Raw genomic sequence first — 2,470 nt, forward strand, 5'->3', positions numbered from 1 at the left:
GCGGTAACAGCGATGATTTTGTTCCAAGTCGAGGCGGTACGACAACGGTATGGCCAAGGCCACATCGAAGAGAACCAACGACAAATCGGGACAAAAGCACGCTGCCCGAAGAATGGCACGCAAAACACGCTGGCTTCGTTGAAAAGCTTGAATGTAGCTTCGGCTACATCCTGCGCTTTTCGCTTCGCCATCGCACTTTTTGCGTACCATTCCCGTCTATGGGAATTTTCGAGATGGGTTCTAATAAATTATACCACTTTTAGGTAGGTTCAAGTATGCTAACCATAAAACTTTACGGAGCTTCGCATGTACCTCTTCACATCCGAATCGGTTTCGGCCGGCCATCCCGATAAGTGTGCCGACATCATCTCCGATACGATCGTCGACAGATTGCTGGAACTCGATCCGAAGGCCAGAGTGGCCACCGAAGTTTTCATCAGCGGCAAGCATATCATCATCGGCGGAGAAGTTCGGACGGATGCCGATATCGGCGAAGGTTTCTATCGTCTGTGCGTGCTGGATGCTCTCAGCGGAATCGGTTACCCCGAAAGCGGATTTGACGAAAGTCAGACGCTCTATCCCGAAGCAGCCGAGATTCGGGTACTCGTTTCGAAACAGTCACCCGATATCAGTATCGGCGTTGACAAGGAGAGCGGAGAGATCGGTGCAGGGGATCAAGGGATGATGATCGGCTTCGCAACGGACGAAACACCTGCATTCATGCCCGGCGCCCTCGAATACGCCCGCAAACTGCGCGATGCACTCTATGCCCACTCTCTCGAAAACCCCGACCGTTTCGGCATCGACATCAAAACCCAGGTAACCCTCGATTACGGCACGAAAGCCGATTTCGACGCAAACCGCCCAAGGGCAATCCGCAAAATCGTCGCCGCTGTACCCCACGCAGCCGGTCTCGACATCGAAGAGGCCCGCATTATTCTCAAAGGTGTTATCGTCGAAACACTCGAAAACGACGCCCTTTTCAACGAGAAAGGGTGCGAGTTTTACATCAATGGCACGGGACGCTACGTCAACCACAGCCCTCTCGCCGACAGCGGCATGACAGGAAGAAAAACGGTAGCCGATACCTATGGCGCCTACGCTCCGATCGGCGGTGGAGCCCAGAGTTCCAAAGATTACACCAAAGTCGACCGTTCGGGCCTCTATGCCGCGAGATGGCTCGCCAAACATATCGTCGCAGCCGGTTTGGCGAAAAAGGCCGTTGTGGAGTTGGCATATGTCATCGGCCATGCAAGACCTGTCAATGTCACCGTCGACACGATGCATACAGGCCTGACAGAGATAAGCGACGAGATTCTTTCAGAGAAAATCGAAGAGAATTTTCCTCTGACTCCACAATGGATCACCAAAAAATTCGGTCTCGACCGACCATCCGACGCAACCTTTCTCTATGCCGACGTCGCTGCCCGCGGACAGGTCGGTTACCCTGACTATCCGTGGGAACGACTCGATGAACTGGAGTGGTTCAACGGATTAAAAGGATAGAATCCATCTCAATGCAGAGCCATGCCGCATCCATGCAGATGGCGATCGTTGAAAAATATTTCGACGGAGGTTTCATAGATTTCATCGGCCATCGTATCGCTGCAGGGCCCCGGACGCAGAATCACTTTGAAAGGTAGATTGGCGGTTTTCGATTCGAATACCGTTCTCGGTTCAAGAGGATCGGTCTGTGGCTTTGCCCGAAACCGATACAACTTTTTTTCATATCCAAAATAGAAATCGAGTCTCTCCCCTCTTATTTCAAGAATCCAAGGCGGCTCGTTGCCAACGGCTCTGAAATCGATCCCATTGAGTTTGGCATCTTCCCAGACAGCACGCCGACGATCGTTTCGACAGTCACGGTAAAACGTCCCATTCTCCTGCAACGATGCTTCTCTGCCTTTGAAAAAAAATACCACATTGTCACCGCGATAGACTTGCGCGTTTTTTCTCCTCGAATCGATAAAAGGGAGTTCGGCACTTCCTCCCGGCCAGAAAACCCATACGGCACTCTTTTCAAAACGGGCGACAAACTCGAAGCTGTCGGAACAGCGATAGAAATAGGTACGATCATGATGCTTTATCTGCGTTGCCGAATCACCGCAGGCAGCACTCCCTGTGATGAGAACAAAAAAAAGAAGATGGAAAAAGTGGCGCATGGGCTTCTCCTTGCAGAGCGAAGGAGACGGGAATGCCGTCTCTCACACGATCAGTGGAGGAAGTGGCGGACACCGGTAAAGTAGAGTGCGATGCCGTGTTCGTCCGCCGCTTCGATCACCTCGTCGTCCCGAATCGACCCGCCCGGTTCGATAATCGCCTTTACGCCGGCTGCTGCAGCGGCGTCGATGGAGTCTCTGAAGGGGAAAAACGCTTCGCTGGCCATCGCCGCACCCGTAACGTCCAGTTCCATCTCTTCCGCCTTTTTCAGAGCGCATCTTGCCGCGTCGACCCGGCTGGTCATACCCAT

General features: G+C 52.8%; 3 protein-coding genes and 1 pseudogene. 1 reads left to right on the forward strand and 3 read right to left on the reverse strand.

Annotated features, from left to right (window positions below; all coding sequences use genetic code 11):
• The coding region (locus Q1K24_RS03305) for a hypothetical protein (protein ID WP_300365917.1) at window positions 1–191 on the reverse strand (191 nt) is incomplete at its 3' end.
• A 115-nt stretch (window positions 192–306) separates the two neighbouring features.
• On the opposite strand from Q1K24_RS03305, the gene metK reads away from it, so the two are divergent.
• Window positions 307–1,506, forward strand: a complete 1,200-nt coding sequence (gene metK / locus Q1K24_RS03310; RefSeq protein ID WP_300365920.1) for a methionine adenosyltransferase — start codon at window positions 307–309, stop codon at window positions 1,504–1,506.
• A gap of 8 nt (window positions 1,507–1,514) precedes the next feature.
• Here the strand turns inward: metK and Q1K24_RS03315 are convergent, their stop codons facing one another.
• Both Q1K24_RS03315 and Q1K24_RS03320 read right to left on the reverse strand, forming a co-directional pair.
• Window positions 1,515–2,162, reverse strand: a complete 648-nt coding sequence (locus Q1K24_RS03315) for a hypothetical protein (RefSeq protein ID WP_300365922.1) — start codon at window positions 2,160–2,162, stop codon at window positions 1,515–1,517.
• 50 nt (window positions 2,163–2,212) lie between these two features.
• Window positions 2,213–2,470: pseudogene (locus tag Q1K24_RS03320) on the reverse strand (bifunctional phosphoribosylaminoimidazolecarboxamide formyltransferase/IMP cyclohydrolase PurH); the annotation flags it as partial.

Source organism: Hydrogenimonas sp. (assembly GCF_029932565.1).
In the GTDB taxonomy this organism is placed as follows: Bacteria; Campylobacterota; Campylobacteria; order Campylobacterales; family Hydrogenimonadaceae; genus Hydrogenimonas.

Bases quoted from the DNA above. Each gene is read 5' to 3' on its own strand.
- metK (WP_300365920.1), top strand. From the start codon at position 307: ATGTACCTCTTCACATCCGAATCGGTTTCGGCCGGCCATCCCGATAAG.
- Q1K24_RS03315 (WP_300365922.1), bottom strand. From the start codon at position 2,162: ATGCGCCACTTTTTCCATCTTCTTTTTTTTGTTCTCATCACAGGGAGT.